This is a genomic window from Acidovorax sp. Leaf191, from assembly GCF_001424425.1.
In the GTDB taxonomy this organism is placed as follows: Bacteria; Pseudomonadota; Gammaproteobacteria; order Burkholderiales; family Burkholderiaceae_C; genus Acidovorax.
Map to the genome: position 1 here is coordinate 58,235 of NZ_LMPT01000022.1, position 17,330 is coordinate 75,564.

The following is a 17,330-nucleotide window of genomic DNA, read 5'->3' on the forward strand; positions in this document are numbered from 1 at the left end:
TCTAACTTTCAGTAGGCGCTGCCTGTTGGTGGGTCCAGTGGGGGCAGGTCGCCCCAGCCCGAGGGAGTGTAGAGCGGGCCGAACAACAGGCTTTTCTCTTCGGCACTGACGGTGCTGTCAGGTTGCTCCTCGATGCTGATGCGGTTGCGGCCCCCGGCCTTGGCTTCGTAGAGTTGCTGGTCGGCGCGGTCGGTCCACAGCAGCGTGGTGGAGCGGATCCACTGCATGGCGAATGCGCCGCCGATGCTCACGGTGATGTTGAGCTCGACCGAACCCGAGACCCGGATCGGCGTGTTGGCCACGGCACGGCGAATGCGCTCGGCCACCACGCTGCCGAAGCCGGCCTGGCAGGCCGGCAGCACCACGGCGAATTCTTCGCCGCCGTAGCGGGCCAGGGTGTCCATGGGGCGCACGCAGGCGTCCAGGGTGCGGGCCACCGACTGCAGCACGATGTCGCCGGCCAGGTGGCCGTGCGTGTCGTTCACCTTCTTGAAGTGGTCGATGTCCAGCATGAGCAGCAGCGCGGCTTCGCCGGAGCGCGTCACGCGGTCGATCTCGCGTTCGAGCACCGCCCGGAAATGGCGGCGGTTGGCCAGCCCTGTGAGCGGATCTTTCAGGGAGAGTTCGCACAGCCCGTCGATCAGGCTTTGCAGGTAGCTCGCCGGCACGTCCTGGCGCAGTGCAGCTTCGCTGCCGCCAGCCTGAGCCACCAGCGCGTGGGCAGTATCCAGGCGGAGGTCGCGCAGATCTACAAGATGAGAGGCTGCAGAATCAGACACAAATCGGAGCAAAAAGAGTTTGGGAAGTGTACCAGCGCCCCAGCAAAAAGAGGGCCAGCCGCTGGCATAGGTTTAAACCCGCATCACGCAGCGCCAGCAGGCCGGGACAGCTGCTGCAAGGCCATCAGCGCTTCGGTGTCCGTGCGGTACATCGCCAGGCCCGAACCCGGCTCCAGCAGGCCCGCCTGGCGCAGCACCTTCTCGGCGGGCAGCTTGAGGCCGCTCACGTGCAGCGTGCCGCCGCGCGCACGCATCAGCGCCAGCAGCTGCGCGAAGGTCTCCACACCGGTCACGTCGACCCGGTTGATGGGCTGGGCCAGCAGGCACAGGTGCACGACGTCGGGGTGGGCGGCCATGTGCTCGTTCACCCACCGCTCCAGGGCGCTGGCGGACGCGAAATCCAGCTCTGCGTCCATGCGCAGGGCCAGCAACTGGGGCGCCAGGGGCGGCAGGTGCCACAGGTGGCGGTCGCGCAGGCTGCCGTCCGGGTGCAGGCCCACCTCGATGATGCGCGGGTGCAGCCGCTGGTACAGGAAGTGGCTCAGGTTCATCAGCAGCCCCACCAGCACACCCCAGTACATGCGCGGCGCGGTGGCCAGCGTGAGGGCAAAGGTCACCCCGCCGATCACCGCCTCCACCCGGGACACGCGCCACAGGCGCAGCAGAGTGCGGGGCTTGATGAGGCTGGTGACCGCCGTCACCACCACCGCCGCCAGCACCGACTGCGGCACGTGGTACAGCGCCGGCGTGAGCCACAGCAGCACCACCAGCACCAGGCCGATGGCGAACAGCGTCGCCCAGCCGCTCTTGGCGCCTGCATACAGGTTGATGGCCGAGCGCGAGAACGACGCGCTGGTGGCAAAGCTGCCGCACAGCCCGCTGCTGATCTTGGCCAGGCCCTGGCCGATCAGGTCCTGGTTCTCGTTCCAGCGCTCGCCCGAACGCTGGCTTTCGACCTTGGCGCTGGAGGCGGTCTCCAGAAAGCTCACCAGCGTGACCACCAGCACCGGCATGACCAGCGCGGCAAAGCCGGACCAGGGCAGGGCGCCCGGCCAGTACGGCGCGGGCAGGCCGGACGGCAGGGCGCCCACCACGGCGCCGCCCGCGTCCGCATACCCGAGCGCCCAGCTCAGCGCGCCCGCCGCCCCCACCACGACGATGGCGGCGGGGAAGTTGGGGCGCCAGCGGCGCGCCAGCATCAGCAAGGCCAGGCTGCCGAGCCCGAAGGCCGCCGCCGTGAGATCGAAGAGCCCGGGCGAGGGGGTGGACAGCAAGGCCCCCCAGTCGGCCCGCAGGCCCGTGAGCGCCGCCAGCTGCGAGCCCAGGATCAGCAACGCCGCCGCCTGCGTGAACCCGCTCAGAACCGGCGAGGTGACGAGGTTGAGCAGCCAGCCGAAGCGCGCCAGACCCATCACCAGCTGCAGCAGGCCGGACAGCAGCGCCATCCAGGCCGCCATGGCCACCCACTGCGCGCTGCCCGGCTCCGCCAGGCCGGTCAGCGAGGCGCCGATGAGCAAGCTGGTGAGCGCCGTGGGGCCCACGCCCAGGCGGGTCGACGAACTGAACAGCACGGCCACCAGCGCAGGGATGAGCGAGGCGTAGATGCCGGTGATCAGCGGCATGCCGGCCAGTGCGGCGTAAGCCACCCCCTGCGGCACGAGCATCAGGCCGACGGTCATGCCGGCCCAGAACTCCCCCTTGATCAGGCTGCGGTCAGGACGGGGCCAGGAGAGAAACGGGAGCCAGCGGGCCAGGGAAATGCGCGACATGCTGCGATTGTCGCGCCTGGCGAAGGCCGGTTTTGACTGCGCAGGCAGGGGCGGGTGTCCTACAGAGGGTTCAGGGCCGTCCGACCCGGCGGGTGAAGGGGGCTGCCTACAGTTCGATCCATATCCCAACCCAAGGAGTCTGACCATGAACACCACCGCGATTTCCCACCGTCCCGCACACCGCATCGCCAGCATCCTGGCTGTGAGCGCACTGGCCCTGGGCCTGTCGGCCTGCGGCAAGAACGAAGAGCCCACCGTGGGCCAGCGCCTGGATTCGGCCGTCGAAAAGACGGAGCAGGCCGCAGCTGACGCCCGCGTCAAGGCTGAAGCCGCGATGCAGAACGCCGAAAACAAGATGGAGCAAAGCGCCGCCAACGCAGAAGTCTCTGCCAAGCAGGCCGCCAACAACGCCAAGGGCGCCATCGATGACGCCACCATCACCGCCAAGGTCAACGCTGACCTGGCCAAGGACCCCGATCTGAGCGCGCTCAAGATCAACGTCGACACCGTCAACGGCAAGGTCACCCTGAACGGCCCCGCTCCCACCACCGTGGCCCGCGACCGTGCCGAAACCATCGCCAAGGCTGTGGACGGCGTGACCGCCGTGAACAACCAGCTGGTGGTCAGCGCCAGCTGATCCACCAACGGCGCCCTCCAGCGCCACTGAAGGTACCGCGCGCCGCGCGGGGTTTGAGGCCCCGCGCGGCGCGCTACCATGGCCGGATGAAAGACGCACATTCCGAGCAGTTGGCGACCCGCATCGTCCACCACGACTACCTTCCTCCCGGCGACTTCGTCTCGCCCCAGCCGGGGGTCTTCAAGGCTTCCACCGTCATCTTCCCCAACGTGGCTGCGATGCGGTCGCGGGAATGGAAAGACAAGAGCGGCTACACCTACGGCCTGCACGGCACCCCCACGACCTTCATCCTGGAAGAGCGCTTGTGCACGCTCGAAGGCGGCCTGCAGTGCCTGCTGGTCCCGAGCGGACTGGCGGCCATCGCCAATGTCGCCCTGGCGCTGCTCAAGCCCGGCGACGAGGTGCTGATCCCTGACAACGCCTACGGCCCCAACAAAGACCTTGCCAACGGCGAACTGCGCCGCTTCGGCATCACCCATGCCTTCTACGACGCCCTCGACCCGGCCGACTTGGCCGCGCGCATCACGCCCGCCACCAAGCTGGTGTGGCTGGAGGCCGCGGGCTCGGTGACGCTGGAGTTTCCGGACCTGTGCGAACAGGTGCGCATTTGCCGCGCGCGTGGCGTGACCACCGCGCTGGACAACACCTGGGGCGCGGGCCTGGCGTTTGCGCCGTTCGATCTTCTGGGCGACGGCACCCTGGGCGTGGACATCTCGGCCCACGCATTGACCAAATACCCCAGCGGCGGCGGCGACGTGCTCATGGGCAGTGTGATCACCCGCGACGTGGGGCTGCACATGAAGCTCAAGCTCACCCACATGCGCCTGGGCCTTGGGGTAGCGGGCAATGATGCCGAGGCCGTGCTGCGCGCGCTGCCCAGCATCGGCCTGCGCTACCGCGCCCATGACGAGGCGACCCGCCAGCTGGCGCGCTGGATGCAGCAGCAGCCCGCGGTGGCCCAGGTGCTGCACCCGGCCCTGGAAGGATCGCCCGGCCACGCGCACTGGAAGGCCCTGTGCGGCAGTGCCAACGGCGGCCAGGGGGCGGCGGCCGGTTTGTTCAGCGTGCTGTTCGACGCGCGCCACACCCAGGCGCAGGTGGATGCTTTCTGCGACGGCCTGCGCTGGTTCAAGCTCGGCTACAGCTGGGGTGGGCCGATGAGCCTGGTGGTGCCCTACGAGCTGCCCAGCATGCGCAGCCAGAGCACGCAGCACCTGCGGCAGGGCACGCTGGTGCGCTTCTCGGTGGGGCTGGAGGCGGTGCAAGACCTGCAAAACGACCTGCAGCAGGCGATGGAGCGCGCGTTCACGCAGTGATGCCTTGCGCCGCGTGAAGGGCGGGGAAGGGTGACGGAGGGCGATGTACGGCGGCGAGGGGCGGGGTGGTAGTTTCCTCAGTGGCGCCCCGGCGCTGGCGGGCTTAGTGTGGCGGCATGACTGCCTCATCTCCCACGCCCGTGCCCGTGCCCGACGCGTCTGCGCCATCGCAGGCCCAGTGCGCGGAGGCGATTGCGGGGCAGGCGCTGCACGACACTGCTGCGCCCATTGCGCTGCGACGGCTGCATGCGGCAGACCCTTTTCGCTGGCTGCTGCGCGGCCTGCACGACATGCGCGCTGCGCCGGGCATCGCGGTGTTCTATGGCGTGTGCTTCTGGGGCATGGCGATGCTGCTGGGCTGGGTGTTCCGCACCCGCCCTGAATACACCATGTCCCTGGCCAGCGGCTGCCTGCTGATCGGCCCCTTCCTGGCGATGGGCCTGTACGACACCAGCCGCCGCCGCGAGGCCGGCCAGCGGCCGCAACTGAGCGAATCGCTGACCTGCTGGGACAGCCACATGGGCAGCATGGGCATGCTGGTGCTGGTGCTCGTGGTGCTGGAGCTTTTGTGGGGCCGCGCCTCGCTCGTGGTGTTTGCGGTGTTCTTCAACACCGGCATGCCATCGACCACCGGCGTGCTCGATGCCGTGTTCAACCCGCAGAACTGGAGCTTCGTGGCGGTCTATGCGGTGGTGGGCGGCGTGTTCGCGGCGCTGGTGTTTTCAACCTCCGTCGTCTCCATCCCGATGATTCTGGACCGAGACACCGATGCGCTCACGGCCGGCATCACCAGCGTGCGCGCGGTGCTGGAGAACACGGTGGTCATGCTGCTGTGGGGCGCGCTCATCACGGCCATCGTCGGGCTGTCGTTGTGGTTCTGGGGCGTACCCCTGCTGCTGGCAGGGCCGCTGCTCGGCCACGCGAGCTGGCACGCCTACCGGGCGTCGGTAGCGCCGCCTGGCTTGTCAGGCATTGCACCGGGCCTTGGGGACGATCGCGTTGGGGTACCGCTGCCATGAGGTGCTGCGGCGGGCCCTGCAGGGGCGCCCGCCCGTGTGCGCCACCCTGCGCTCGGCCCGCAAGATTTTTACGGCTTTGGTGCCCTGGAGGCCAGCACCATCTGCCGTTTGCAGGCCACGCCTGGCATCCAATGGTGGCAGGGCACTTGCAAGGGCCCAAAGGGCGCAGGGCAGCTTCTTGGTGGCATGAATCCACGCCCAGTTCATGCTGTTACAGTGGGCCATTACTTCAGGAAGCAACTACCTTGGCAACACCCAACTACGGATACGAAAAACGCCAGCGCGAACTCGCCAAAAAGCAGAAAAAGGAAGAAAAGCTGAGGGCCAAATCCCAGCGCCGGCCGGAAGACCCGCCCGAGGAGAACTCCGGCGAGGGCGGCCAGCCCGGTGGGGATGCACCAGCGCCCGGCCAGCCCGGCGGCGCCGGCGCCTGACCTCAGCGCAGCAGTTTCTTCAGCTCCGGCCACACGTTGGCCAGCATCTGCGGGTGCGCTTCGGCGCGCGGGTGGATGCGGTCGGGCTGGAACAGGCGGGTTGGGTCCGGCCCATCCGCCACACCTTTCAGGAAGAAGGGCACCACCGCCGCCTTGCGGGCCTGCGCCACCGTGGTGAACAGGGCCGCGAACTTGTTGGCGTAGTCGGTGCCATAGTTGGGCGGCACCTGCATGCCCACCAGCAGGACCTTGGCGCCAGCCTTTTGCGCAGCCTCCGTCATGGCGGTCAGATTTTCTTGCGTATTCTTGAGCGGCAGCCCGCGCAGGGCGTCGTTGCCGCCCAGCTCGATCACCACGTGCGTGGGCTGGTGCTGCGCCAGCAGCGCCATCAGGCGCGAGCGGCCGCCCGAAGTGGTCTCGCCGCTCACGCTCGCGTTCACCACGGTGGCGGCGAGCTTTTCCTGGGCCAGCTGTTTTTCCAGCAGGGCCACCCAGCCGGTGCCACGGGCCAGTCCATATTCGGCGCTGAGCGAGTCGCCCAGCACCAGGATCAGGGGTTGCGTGCGCGGCTTGGTGGGGGCCGGGGCCACGGGTGTCTTGGCCGAGGACTGCGCCAGCGCAGCGGGGGCGCAAATCCCCACCGCGAGGCCGAGAGTGGCGCTCAGGATAAAGTGGCGCCGGTGCGTCAATCCGATCAAAGTAAAAAACCTTTCATGTCCGAATCCCTCTCATCCCCTGTGGCGGCGGCCACTGCCGCTGCATCTGCCACGCCGATTATTGCCGTCGAGCATGTGTTCAAGTCGGTGACGGATTCCACCGGCACGCTCGACATTCTGCGGGATATCGATTTCCGTCTGGCGCCCAGGGAAACGGCGGCGATCGTGGGGGCATCGGGTTCGGGCAAGAGCACGCTGCTGTCGATCATTGCGGGCCTGGACACGCCCACCCGCGGTACGGTGCGGCTGGACGGGCATGACCTCTTCGCGATGGACGAGGATGCGCGCGCTGCGCTGCGTGCGCAGAAGGTCGGCTTCGTGTTCCAGAGCTTTCAGCTCATGGGCAACCTCACGGCGCTCGAAAACGTGATGCTGCCGCTGGAGCTGGCCAACCGCCGCGATGCGCGCAAGGCCGCGGCCGACATGTTGCAGCGCGTGGGCCTGGGCCAACGCCTGGGCCACTACCCCAAGGTGCTGTCCGGCGGCGAGCAGCAGCGTGTGGCGCTGGCACGGGCCTTCGTGGTGCACCCCGCCGTGCTGCTGGCCGACGAGCCCACGGGCAGCCTGGACTTCGCCACCGGCGAGACCATCATGCAGCTGATGTTCGACCTGAACCGCGAGCAGGGCACGACGCTGGTGCTGGTCACGCACGACCGCGCCATCGCCGCGCAGTGCGAGCGGCGCATCACCATCGAAGCGGGCCGCGTGGTGTAGGAACCGCACGGCAACGCAACGCGCCATGGCGAATCGCCTCGCCGTGCACCGCACCGAGCGCAGGATAGGGCTGCACACCGTGTGCACGGCCCGTACCCGCAGGGTCCGCACGCGCCGCATTCAGGTCTTTTTCGGCACCTCCCGCGCTTCCAACAAGCGCGAGCAGCTATTTAATTGATAGCAACGTGACGGGCACCCCTGCTGCCAGCGGATAATCGCCCGATGTCCAGCCCCAAAGTTCTCTTCGGCTTTCACGCCGTGGGCGTGCGTTTGAAGACCGCGCCGAAATCCGTCATCGAGATTTACTACGAAGTCACGCGGCGCGATGCCCGCATGCGCCAGTTCCTCGACCGCGCCCGCGAGGCCGGTGCCCGCCTGATCGAAGCCGACAGCGAGCGCATCGCCAAGCTGGCCGGCAGCCACGGCCACCAAGGAGTGGCCGCGCGGGTCGAGCCGGTAGCCCAGATCACCTCGCTCGATGAACTGCTTGAGAACCTCGAGGCCGCGGGCGTCGAGCAGCCCTTGCTGCTGGTGCTCGACGGCGTGACCGACCCGCACAACCTGGGCGCCTGCCTGCGCGTGGCCGACGGCGCGGGCGCGCACGCGGTGATCGCCCCCAAGGACCACGCGGTGGGCATCAACGCCACCGTGGCCAAGGTGGCCAGCGGTGCGGCCGAGACCATGCCGTACTTCATGGTGACCAACCTGTCGCGCACGCTGAACGAGCTCAAGGAGCGCAACATCTGGTGCATCGGCACCAGCGACGATGCGCCCAAGACCATCTACCAGGTGGACCTCAAAGGCCCCGTGGCCCTGGTGCTGGGCGCCGAGGGCGACGGCATGCGCCAGCTCACCCGCAAGAACTGCGACGAGCTGGTCAGCATCCCCATGAAAGGCGCGGTCGAGAGCCTGAACGTCTCGGTGGCCAGCGGTGTCTGCCTGTACGAGGCGCTGCGCCAGCGGACATGAAACACTACCCGAGCCACGGTGCGTCTGGCGCCCCGCCGATGGCAGGGCATGGGACGGCATGCGGTGGCACGGTGAGTCGCATTCCTCGGGCACGCGGGCTTCGGCACACCGCCCTCAATCGCATGCCACCAGTGGCGCGCAGAGCGCGGGGCTGCTGACATGCTGGACATCGCTCGATCCTGGGTTCAGCAAGCGCAGCGCATTGCGGTGCTGACCGGGGCGGGCGTGAGTGCGGAGTCGGGCGTGCCCACCTTCCGCGATGCGCAGACCGGCTATTGGGCGCAGTTTCGCGCCGAAGAGATGGCCACGGAAGAGGGCTTTCGCAACCACCCGGAGCGCGTGTGGAACTGGTACCAGTTCCGCCGCGACCTGTTGGCCGGCGTGCAGCCCAATGCGGCGCACCGGGCACTGGCCGACTTCGAGCAGCAACACCCGGGCCGGCTCACCCTGATCACCCAGAACGTCGACGGATTGCACCAGCGGGCAGGCAGCAGCGGCGTGCTGTGCCTGCACGGCGACATCCTGGAGAACCGATGGCTCGACACCCCGCGCGCGTGCTGCCACATCGCCGATGCGGTCAAGGGCGAGCCACCGTACTGCGACCGCTGTGGCAACCTGGTGCGGCCCGGCGTGGTGTGGTTCGGCGAAGCCTTGCCCCATGACACCTTCGCCGCTGCGCAGTTGGCCGTCCACCAGTGCGCGTTGATGCTGGTCATCGGCACGGCAGGCGCCGTGTACCCGGCCGCGGGGCTGGCGCGCCAGGCGCGGTCTGCCGGGGCGCGGGTGGTGGTGCTCAATCCGGCGCCGAGCGAGCTCGATGATGCTGCGCATGCCGTACTGCGCGGCGCGGCGGGCAGCTTGCTGCCGCAGTTGCTGGCGGTGTGACCCACGCCACGGTCGCTCAGTCTGTCTTCCAGGCCACAGGCCGTGAACCGCTGCACAGCGCGCAACGGCCTCGTTCTCCTTCGCACTTTTCGGCTGCCTGGCCGGTCTGCACGAATCATCGCGCCGTGTGCATCTGCGGTCTCGGGCGGCCTGCGGCGTTGCAAATACTCGCAATAGCTACGGCTATGGCTGCGTTTTGCGCCTTGCACGCCATCCCGATCCGCAGCGCACACTTGGCAGCTCGATGCGTGCAGAGGATCCCTGGCGGTTTCGTTGCAGGAATGCGGCGTCGTGTCGCACAGCGGACACCGGCCGGGCGGGCACAGCCTGTAGCCTGCGCCACCTTTCACATTTTGTTTCCGTTACCTTTGGGGCGTTCCACACCATGAGCCGTCGTCACTTTCTTCTGCGCGCCACCCAGGTCGCTGCTGCCACCGGGCTTCCCGCATGGGCCCACACCGCGATGGCGGCTGAAGAGGCGCTCACGGCCAAGTCGGTGACGCTGGGCTGTTCCATCGCGCTGACCGGCCCGCTGGGCCAGGCCGGCATCGAGCAGCTGGCGGGCATGAAGGCCGCGTTCGCCGAAGTGAACGCCGCAGGCGGCGTGCACGGCCGCGAGATTCGCATGGAGGTGAAGGACGACGGCTACGTGGCCGCCCGCACCCTGAAGAACGTGACGGAGATGGTGGACGCCCAGTCGGTGTTCGCGCTGATCTCGCCACTGGGCACGGCCAATACCGCGTCCATCCTGCCGCTGGTCGAGTCCAAGGGCATCCCGACCGTGGGGCCGGTGACCGGCGCCACCTCGCTGCGCGCCGCTGGCAACCGCCACGTGTTCTTCCTGCGCCCCACCTACCGCGAAGAAACGCAGCGCCTGGTCAAGCAGATCGTGGACATGGGCCTCAAGCGCATTGCCGTGGTGTACTTGGACAACCCTTTCGGCAAGGAAGTGCTCAAGGACATGTCTGCCGCACTGGACGAGATCAAGGTCGAGCGCGGTGGTGAATTTGCACTGGCGGTGGATGGCAAGAACGGCGCCGAGCTGGCCGACAAGGTCGCCGCCGAGCGCCCGGGCGCCGTGCTGCTGGCCACCACGGGCACCGCCAACACGGCGTTTGTGCAAGCGTTTCGCGCCAAGGCCCAGGGTGTGCCGCTGGCGGGCCTGTCGGTCACGGTGATCGCGTCCGAGATGCCCAAGCTCGCTGCCTCCACACGCGGCCTGGCGCTGGTGCAGGTGTTTCCGGATGCCAACTCGCAAAAATCGGTGGCGGTGCGCAAGTTCCAGACGACCATGAAGGCCGTGGGCGCCAATGCGGCGTTCCTGAACAGCGGCAGCGCGCTCGAAGGCTGGTTCAACGGCCAGATCATGATCGAGGGCCTGAAGAACGCGGGCAAGGACCTCACGCGCGACCGCCTGCGCGCGGGCCTGGCGGGCATTCGGGCGCTGTCGTTCGGCGACTTCAACGTCGGCTTTGGCAACAAGGCGCCCTACATCGGCTCGGACGCGATCTACCTGGCGGTGTACGCCGAGAACGGCCGGCGCATCAGCTGACCGGCCCCTGGTCACTCGTCGCTGATCAGTGATCACTGATCAATAGTCTTCAGCAACGAGCTGTCCATGGCGGGCGGCGCCCCCTGGAGCATCGCCTTTCAGGGGTGACCTGCAGTGACCAGCAGCGATCAGCAGCGATCAGCCCTGCGCGCTGGCCGCGTTGAGCTCTGCCAACGTGGCGTCGTCCAGCACGAGCTGCGCGGCCTTCACCAGCTCCTGCAACTGGCCCAGGGACGTGGCGCTGGCAATCGGCGCGACGATGGCGGGCTGGCGCATCTGCCATGCCACCGCTACCTGCCCGGGTGTGGCACCGTAGCGCTGTGCCACCGCATCCAGCGCCGCCAGAATGCGCAGGCCCCGGTCGTTGAGGTACTTGGCAGTCGTGTTGGTACCCCGGGCGCTTTTGGCCGCGTCGGCCGCCGTGCGGTATTTGCCTGTCAAGAAACCTGCGGCCAAGGCATAGAAGTTGATCACGCCTACGCCGTGCTCCAGGCACAACGGCTGCAGCGCGTCTTCGAACACCGCGCGGTCGTACAGGTTGAACAGCGGCTGCAGGCTTTCGTAGCGGGGCAGGTGCAGGCGCTCGCTGGTCTGCAGGGCCTCCGCCAGCCGGGCGGCGCTGAAGTTCGACGCGCCGATGGCCCGCACCTTGCCCGCGCGGATCAGGTCGGCGTACGCGCCCAGCGTGTCGGCCAGAGGCACGCTGGCATCGTCGTCGTGCGACTGGTACAGGTCGATGCGGTCGGTCTGCAGGCGCTTGAGCGATGCCTCCACCGCCTGGCGGATGTACTCGGGCCGCAGGCCCACCTTGCCGTCGCCCATGTCCTTGCCGACCTTGGTGGCCAGCACGATGCGGTCGCGTTTACCGCTGGCGCGCAGCCATTGGCCGATGACGGTTTCGGACTCTCCGCCCGCGTGCCCGGGCGCCCAGCGCGAATACACATCCGCCGTGTCGATGAAGTTGAAGCCTGCGTCGAACCAGGCATCGAGCAGCGAGAACGAGGTGGCTTCGTCGGCCGTCCAGCCGAACACGTTGCCGCCAAAGCACAGGGGAGACACTTGCAGGCCGGAGCGGCCCAGGGGACGGAGGTTCATCGGTAGCCTTTCAATGCAGGGTGATGGAAGCTCGGGTTCAACGGATGCACTGGAGTTCAGGCGTGGTCTGACAGCGCTGGCTCGATGGGGCGTGGTGCATGCGGTGCACAGATGGGCTGTCGCTCACACCCAGCCCAGCGCGCCCAGCAGAGCGCCGGCGCCCAGCATCCACAGCAAATGCAGCTTGGTGCGCCACACCAGCACCACGGTGACCACGCTCAGCAGCCACAGCGGCCAGGCTGTGGCCGGCCCGCCATGGGCACGGGCCAGCACCCACGAGGTGGCCAGCAGCAGGCCGATCACCACCGGGGCCATGCCCTGCTTGAAGGCGCGCACGCCGCGGCGTTCGCGGTTGCGGTGGCCCCAGCGCGTGGCCATCCAGGTCAGCAGGCTGCTGGGCAGCATCACGCCCAGCATGCACACCGCCATGCCCAGGGCGCCCAGCAACCAGCCGCCCACGCCGGGGCCGCCGGCGTTGATGCCCACGTTCCAGCCCAGCAGCGCGATGAACAGCACGTTGGGGCCGGGCGCGGCTTGGGCGATGGCGATGGACGCGTTGAACTGCGGGTCGGTGAGCCAGGCATTGCGCTCGACCAGAAACCGGTGCATGTCGGGCGCGGTGGCAATGGCGCCGCCCACCGCCAGCAGCGACAGCGACATGTAGTACAGGAAGAGGTTGAACCAGTCCGCAGGGCTGAGCGCGATCAGCGGGGCGGTCACGGCGGTGGCGAGGGTGGTGGCAGCAGCGGTGGCAGTGGTCATGGCGCGAGCTTTCTCCACGTCAGCAGGCAGGCCGCGCCGCCCACCACGGGCAGGATCCACAGCAGCGGCCATCGCAGCACCGCCATGGTGATGACGGTCAAAATCACGAAGGCCACGCACAGCGGGCGGCCCAGCGGGTGCTTCTTGATGGACACGAAGAGCTTGATGCCCACCCCGGCGATCAGCCCCGCCGCCACGGCCCCCATGCCGCGCAGTGCACCGGCCACGGCAGGGTGGCTGGAGAACTCCGCATAGATCACGGCCAGCGCCAGCACCAGCATCAGCGGAAAGGTCAGCATGCCCGCCAGCGCCGCGAACGCACCGCGCAGGCCAAAGTAGCGGTCGCCGATCATGATGCTGAGGTTGACCACGTTGGGCCCCGGCATGATCTGCGCCACGGCCCAGTCCTCGACGAACTCCTCGTTGGTCATCCAGCGCTTTTTCTCGACCAGCTCGCGCTGCACCACGGCCAGCACGCCGCCAAAGCCCTGCAGGGCCAGCCAGGTGAAGGACCAGAACAGATCGGACGGGTTGCGGGGCTGGGGTCGCGGCGGTAGGCCGGGGGTGGGGTCGGGGGAGGGCAGATCGGTGGCGATGGCCATGACTAATTCACAGTAAAAGTGGCAGCTACCGCGCATCTGGCGAGCGGTAGCCGCTATCAAATCAGGAGTGGTGCGAAGGGGCGGCCCGGAGCGTCGCGCCCACGCGCCATGTTACGCGCGCCGCAGGCGCCGCCTCGGCTCGGCGCGGGGCGCTGGCGTCGCGTTGCGGCAAGGCTGGGTGAGCGATTGGCGTGCACGGCGCGGACACCCCGCGGCCCGCGGCCCTCGGACAGGCGGGGCGGGGCGTGTGTGTTCGCCCCGCAGGCAACAGTGGGCTTCACCCCAGCTTGCCGCGCAGCAGGTGCTCCTTGTTGCGCCACCCCGCATCGTCGGGCGTGGCGACCTTGAAGAGCTTGATGTCGGCCTGGCTCGCATGCTTGACGCGGAAGACCTTGAAGCTGGCCTGGTTGGCATAGGGCACGAAGAACCAGATGGCGTCGCCGCTGGCCTGCGTGGGGTAGGCCACCTCATGCCAGCACAGGTCGGCCATGCTCTGCTGGGCCACCTCGCACACGCAGGCGTCGGCCTGGTGCTCGTATTTCACTTCGAGGATCTTGGCCATGGGTGTCCTTGTCCTTGTCCTTGTCCTTGTGATGGGTCTGACGGAAATCGGCAGGGCTTGGAGAGGTCGCCCTCAACCCGCTCTGAGCGAAGCAGCGGGCGGGAATTGACTCTGGGTTAGAAAACAGCCCGTGCAACACGCCAAACGCCAGGTGCATGCGTCGTGCGATGCTCCGTCGTGTCAGTAGCGTCCCGTGCCCGGTGCCTCAGCCCTCATCATTGTGAAGATGCATGCGTGGCGGCGTGTTGGTGGTTGTACCCGGTGCCCTCCGCGTTGGTGCCGTTGCTGTTGCTGCTACCGCACGCTGCAGACTCCCGGCGCAGCATCGCCATCTCCCGATCGATCAGGTTGGAATGGCTCGCCTTCTCCAACGCATAGCGCGACAGGTCTTCCACCTCCGCATTGAACCCGGGGTGGTCCAGCCGCCGCAATGACGCCAGCGCGCGCTGAAGTGCCATGCCCACCTCGACCGCGGGCGCACCGTAGCGCACCAGGGGCGTCCACACATCTTCCAGCAAGCCCGCCTCGCGCAACCCCGGCGCGGTGACCCGGTCGAACTCCACCGCGGCGTCGTCTTGCGCAGCGGTCTGACGCTCGGTGTCCACCCAGAAGATGAGGGTGCGCACCGCCGCAGCGATCACGTCCAGGGCCGTCCCCGGGTCGTTGACCGAGGCCGACATCGCGCGCGCCGCGATCTCGCCCATCACCACCATCCCGAAGCGCGGGTCGTGGTCAAAGGTGCGCCCGGCGCCGATCAGCACGGCATCGGCAATGGCCTGCTGTTCCTCTTCGGTCAGGTCGACATCGCAGCTGGCCAGCACCACCGAAGGCTCGACGAATGCGCCGGGCAGGACGTGCAGATGCAGCGTCGTGCCCAGTGCCTCGGCCCGGGCCTGCAGGATGTCCATCGAAATGTGCTGCACGAAGCCGGTGGCGGGCGCACGCACCGCGTGGCTTCCTTGGGCGCCGGGTGGCTGCGGTTGACCGCCCAGAAAAGGTTTCTGCAGGCGCTGTGCCATGGCCGCCATGGTGGCAGCTTCGACCCGCCGGATGGTCTCGCCGAGGCGGCCCAACACGGACAGATAGTCGATCCAGCGCAGCAGCACCACCACGACCAGCACCAGAATGACCAGCGTGAAGCCGAAGAGCACCAGCCGCCCTCCGTCGCCATACAAATGCGCATGCAGCCCGATCAAGGCGATCACGCTGTACAAAAACGTCCCGATGAACGCCGCCAGCGTGTTCTGTACCGTGGAGTCTTCGATCAGCAACTGCGAAGCGCGGGGCGTGGCGCTGTTCGACACCGCGCTGAAAGAGCCCACCATGGTGCTGGCCGAGAAGATGGCCACCGTGAGCATGCTGGAGGCCAGGATGCCCAGCAGGCTGCCGATGGAATCCGACCCCAGCTTGATCGCCACGCTCTCTGGTATGTAGGGCCCGATCAGAGCGGACGACGCCACCGCCATCAACGCGAACAGCGAGAAGAGCGCGCAACGGCTCCAGGTCTTGCGGGTCAGCCGCAGCAATTGATAGCGAAGTTTTTCAGACATGCGCATCAGTATCCGAGTGCCGATGCAGGCCGGCATGAAGGACGGCACCGCCAGATGACCGCCGCCGTGAAGGTGGTGGGCGCTTGCCCGTGTCTGACATGGCTGGTGGGGCGCAGCATGCGCCGTAACCTGCTCTAACGCTTACCCATATTGCCCTGGGTGCTATCGAAAGTGGAGCAGAGACCGCGGGCAGAATGCCTGCCGACCTGCTCATGTGCAGCTACGCCGCAGCCAGCGCTACGCCGCCCGCCAGTCGCTCGATCACCGTGGCGCGCATGTTCGGGGGGGCCGTGTGCAGCAGCGCGGGCCACTGCGCCTTCGCCTGCTGCACCACATCGCGCAGCAGTGCCAGATGGCGCGGCACGCGCAGCAGTCCGGCGGACTTCATCAGGCCCTCCATGTCGCTCCAGCTGAACGCGCGCAGCGTGCGGTCGATGGCGCGGTTCACCGCGTACTGGCTCTCGGGCACGCCGTCGAAGAACGCTGCCACGCACACCGGGTCGTACAGCGGCGCCAGCTGCGGCACGCGGGCGTCGGGGTAGACCAGCGCCCAGTTCTTGAGGTGCGCATCGGTGTTGCCCATCAGGATGAACGCCACCATGCGCGCCATGAATTCGCGCGTGTCCTGCACCGGCTGGCTGCTCAGGCGGTTGAGCACGCGCAGCATGGTGGCCCAGTCCTGCAGGATGCCCTTGCCGTACTTTTGCCGCGGGGTGTAGCCCAGCACCTGGTTGAACTCTTCCATGTGCACCCGCGCGCCGCCGGGCAGGTGGTCGAATCGCTGCACCGCCAGGATCTCGTCGAAGGGCACGGCATCGGGCAGGTCGGCCTCGGCGCGGCTGATGACGCGCACGTCGGCACAGTGCAGGCCCAGCGCCTGGCACAGCTGGTAGCCCGTGTACTCGTTGGCCACCAGGTCGGGGTGGGCCGTGGTGGGTAACTTCAAGATCACGCTGCCGGCCGCGCCCCGGCGGTGCACGGTGTAGCGGCGGCCATCCTGCACGGCACTGAACTTCGTCACCACGCCGGGCAGGGACGCCGCGTCTTCCACCGGGTATTCGACAAACCCCGGCTCCAGCACGTCCAGGCCCTGTGTGGTGTGCCAGTGCCGCACCACGTCCGGAATGCCGTCCTGTGCAGGCACGGGTTCCACCTCCAGAGCACCCATCAGGTCGTGGCCCGCAGCGGCCAGCAGTTCGAACTCGTCGTCGGGGCTGCAGCCGCGCTCGCGCGCCAGGCGGTCGCGGTTGTGGCCCTCGGGCAGCAGGTTCTGAAAGTACACCGGCCAGCGCCCGTCGGTGCGCACCAGCCGCGCATCGCGCGCCGACGCCAGGATCTGCTGCGTGGCCGCCTCGTCGGCGCCTTGAAAGCTGAGCGACAGCGTGGGTCGCTGCGGGTTGCGGATGTAGCTCTCGTCGAACGAAACGCGCAGGATGTCGCCGTACTGCGAGAGATAGCCGATGGGCTCGCGGCGGCTGGCGCGTGCGTCTGCAGTGCCGGGCGTGCCTGCGTGGCCCGACGAGCCAGCCGCATGTAGCACGGGGCGGTGCAGATACAGGCGCAGGTAGCGGATGGAGGTGCTCATGGCGTCGATGGCTGCGGGGCCGTGGTGGCTGTGCGCGATGCTGGCGCGTTCAGCCTGGGCGGCTCAGGCTGTCCACCACGGAGGGCGGTGCGTCCACACCCTCGGGCTGGCCCAGGAACTTGCCGCCGGACTGGATGAACGCCTCCAGGCTGGGCCGCAGGCTGCTGGGCACGGCGATGATGTCCATGCCCAGCACACGGGCCATCTCGGCCAGGGTGGAATAGCGCGGGTCCAGGTCGCCGCCTTCGGTGCGTTGCACGGTCATGCGGGAGAGGCCGGCGCGCTCGGCCAGCTCTGCCTGGGTGAGCTTGGTGGACTTTCGGGCCACGGCCAAACTCTGGATAAGATCATTTTTCATGATCTTATTTATACTCTTTTTCGATA

19 protein-coding genes are annotated in these 17,330 nt (G+C 68.0%); 9 read left to right on the top strand and 10 right to left on the bottom strand.

Annotated elements, in window-relative coordinates:
* Positions 1 to 8 precede the first annotated feature (8 nt).
* Together ASG27_RS22740 and ASG27_RS22745 are read right to left on the bottom strand one after the other, a co-directional pair.
* Positions 9 to 779 carry a GGDEF domain-containing protein gene (locus ASG27_RS22740; RefSeq protein WP_056421443.1) on the bottom strand — a complete coding sequence of 257 codons (771 nt, stop codon included), beginning with the start codon at positions 777 to 779 and terminating at the stop codon, positions 9 to 11.
* Between the two features lie 83 nt (positions 780 to 862).
* Entirely contained in the window at positions 863 to 2,548 is a 1,686-nt protein-coding gene (locus tag ASG27_RS22745; protein ID WP_056421442.1) for a SulP family inorganic anion transporter, read from the bottom strand.
* Positions 2,549 to 2,693: 145 nt separating this feature from the next.
* Between ASG27_RS22745 and ASG27_RS22750 the strand changes: the two genes are divergently transcribed.
* The 4 genes from ASG27_RS22750 to ASG27_RS22765 all read left to right on the top strand — a co-directional run bounded on the left by ASG27_RS22750 (position 2,694) and on the right by ASG27_RS22765 (position 5,954).
* Complete coding sequence (locus tag ASG27_RS22750) at positions 2,694 to 3,185, top strand: BON domain-containing protein (RefSeq protein ID WP_056421441.1); 492 nt, start codon at positions 2,694 to 2,696, stop codon at positions 3,183 to 3,185.
* A gap of 86 nt (positions 3,186 to 3,271) precedes the next feature.
* Entirely contained in the window at positions 3,272 to 4,501 is a 1,230-nt protein-coding gene (locus tag ASG27_RS22755) for a PLP-dependent transferase (protein ID WP_056421440.1), read from the top strand.
* Between the two features lie 116 nt (positions 4,502 to 4,617).
* Positions 4,618 to 5,520 (top strand): DUF2189 domain-containing protein, encoded by a 903-nt coding sequence (locus ASG27_RS22760; protein ID WP_082486120.1) that lies wholly within the window; start codon positions 4,618 to 4,620, stop codon positions 5,518 to 5,520.
* A gap of 245 nt (positions 5,521 to 5,765) precedes the next feature.
* Positions 5,766 to 5,954: a hypothetical protein gene (locus ASG27_RS22765; RefSeq protein ID WP_056421439.1), complete on the top strand. Its 189-nt coding sequence runs from the start codon at positions 5,766 to 5,768 to the stop codon at positions 5,952 to 5,954.
* Positions 5,955 to 5,956: 2 nt separating this feature from the next.
* Here the strand turns inward: ASG27_RS22765 and ASG27_RS22770 are convergent, their stop codons facing one another.
* Positions 5,957 to 6,652, bottom strand: coding sequence for an arylesterase (locus tag ASG27_RS22770; RefSeq protein WP_056421438.1), 696 nt, complete (start codon positions 6,650 to 6,652; stop codon positions 5,957 to 5,959).
* A gap of 15 nt (positions 6,653 to 6,667) precedes the next feature.
* Here ASG27_RS22770 and ASG27_RS22775 point away from each other — a divergent pair, with 15 nt between their 5' ends.
* The 5 genes from ASG27_RS22775 to ASG27_RS22790 all read left to right on the top strand — a co-directional run bounded on the left by ASG27_RS22775 (position 6,668) and on the right by ASG27_RS22790 (position 10,790).
* A complete protein-coding gene (locus ASG27_RS22775; RefSeq protein WP_056421437.1) occupies positions 6,668 to 7,384 on the top strand; it encodes an ABC transporter ATP-binding protein in 717 nt (238 codons plus the stop codon).
* A gap of 25 nt (positions 7,385 to 7,409) precedes the next feature.
* Positions 7,410 to 7,562, top strand: coding sequence for a hypothetical protein (locus tag ASG27_RS27030; RefSeq protein ID WP_156370918.1), 153 nt, complete (start codon positions 7,410 to 7,412; stop codon positions 7,560 to 7,562).
* A 44-nt stretch (positions 7,563 to 7,606) separates the two neighbouring features.
* A complete protein-coding gene (rlmB, locus tag ASG27_RS22780; protein ID WP_056421436.1) occupies positions 7,607 to 8,353 on the top strand; it encodes a 23S rRNA (guanosine(2251)-2'-O)-methyltransferase RlmB in 747 nt (248 codons plus the stop codon).
* 159 nt (positions 8,354 to 8,512) lie between these two features.
* A complete protein-coding gene (locus ASG27_RS22785) occupies positions 8,513 to 9,238 on the top strand; it encodes an SIR2 family NAD-dependent protein deacylase (RefSeq protein ID WP_056421435.1) in 726 nt (241 codons plus the stop codon).
* Positions 9,239 to 9,623: 385 nt separating this feature from the next.
* Positions 9,624 to 10,790, top strand: a complete 1,167-nt coding sequence (locus ASG27_RS22790; protein WP_056421434.1) for an ABC transporter substrate-binding protein — start codon at positions 9,624 to 9,626, stop codon at positions 10,788 to 10,790.
* 138 nt (positions 10,791 to 10,928) lie between these two features.
* On the opposite strand, the gene ASG27_RS22795 is transcribed toward ASG27_RS22790, so the two are convergent.
* The 7 genes from ASG27_RS22795 to ASG27_RS22825 all read right to left on the bottom strand — a co-directional run bounded on the left by ASG27_RS22795 (position 10,929) and on the right by ASG27_RS22825 (position 17,304).
* The gene (locus tag ASG27_RS22795) at positions 10,929 to 11,885 is read right to left on the bottom strand and encodes an aldo/keto reductase (RefSeq protein WP_056421433.1); all 957 of its coding nucleotides are present in this window, start codon (positions 11,883 to 11,885) and stop codon (positions 10,929 to 10,931) included.
* Positions 11,886 to 12,008: 123 nt separating this feature from the next.
* On the bottom strand, positions 12,009 to 12,647 hold the full coding sequence (locus tag ASG27_RS22800; protein ID WP_056421432.1) for a chromate transporter: 639 nt from the start codon (positions 12,645 to 12,647) through the stop codon (positions 12,009 to 12,011).
* Entirely contained in the window at positions 12,644 to 13,249 is a 606-nt protein-coding gene (locus tag ASG27_RS22805) for a chromate transporter (RefSeq protein WP_056421431.1), read from the bottom strand. The genes ASG27_RS22800 and ASG27_RS22805 overlap by 4 nt, the downstream gene beginning before the upstream one ends.
* A gap of 277 nt (positions 13,250 to 13,526) precedes the next feature.
* Entirely contained in the window at positions 13,527 to 13,811 is a 285-nt protein-coding gene (locus ASG27_RS22810; protein WP_056421430.1) for a DUF6150 family protein, read from the bottom strand.
* Positions 13,812 to 14,026: 215 nt separating this feature from the next.
* Positions 14,027 to 15,361: a DUF2254 domain-containing protein gene (locus tag ASG27_RS22815; protein WP_082486147.1), complete on the bottom strand. Its 1,335-nt coding sequence runs from the start codon at positions 15,359 to 15,361 to the stop codon at positions 14,027 to 14,029.
* Between the two features lie 220 nt (positions 15,362 to 15,581).
* Positions 15,582 to 16,946: a type II toxin-antitoxin system HipA family toxin gene (locus tag ASG27_RS22820; RefSeq protein WP_056421429.1), complete on the bottom strand. Its 1,365-nt coding sequence runs from the start codon at positions 16,944 to 16,946 to the stop codon at positions 15,582 to 15,584.
* Positions 16,947 to 16,995: 49 nt separating this feature from the next.
* Entirely contained in the window at positions 16,996 to 17,304 is a 309-nt protein-coding gene (locus ASG27_RS22825) for a helix-turn-helix transcriptional regulator (RefSeq protein WP_056421428.1), read from the bottom strand.
* Between the last annotated feature and the right edge of the window lie 26 nt (positions 17,305 to 17,330).